This is a genomic window from Chryseobacterium sp. SIMBA_028 (genome assembly GCF_046535285.1).
Lineage (GTDB): Bacteria > Bacteroidota > Bacteroidia > Flavobacteriales > Weeksellaceae > Chryseobacterium.
Window position 1 is genome coordinate 1 of record NZ_JAWRWZ010000525.1, and the last position, 256, is coordinate 256.

Annotated in this window: 1 protein-coding gene; it reads right to left on the bottom strand. The window is 63.3% G+C overall.

The window, feature by feature from the left end:
* Positions 1-256, bottom strand: a 256-nt coding sequence (locus SCA31_RS24360; RefSeq protein ID WP_410699553.1) for a hypothetical protein, incomplete at both ends; no start/stop codon positions are given.

A 256-nucleotide genomic window follows, 5' to 3' on the forward strand; every position in this document is an offset into this window, starting at 1 on the left:
GTCGGTGCCCAGCGCCCGGGAAAGGTGCCGCCCCAGGACCAGCATCGCGAGGCTGTTGGAGGCAATGATCACCGCTGTAGACCTGACATCTTCGAAATCCCGAATGGTGCCGGCCTCGATGCCGGCCTCAATGATCCCTTGGGTTTGGTCCACGACGGCGTCGAAGAAAGCGTCTCCGGCGTCGGACTCATCGCCGAGCGAGCGGCGGATATAGGCGATCTCGTCCGCATACTGACCCGGGTGGTTCAGGTAGTCC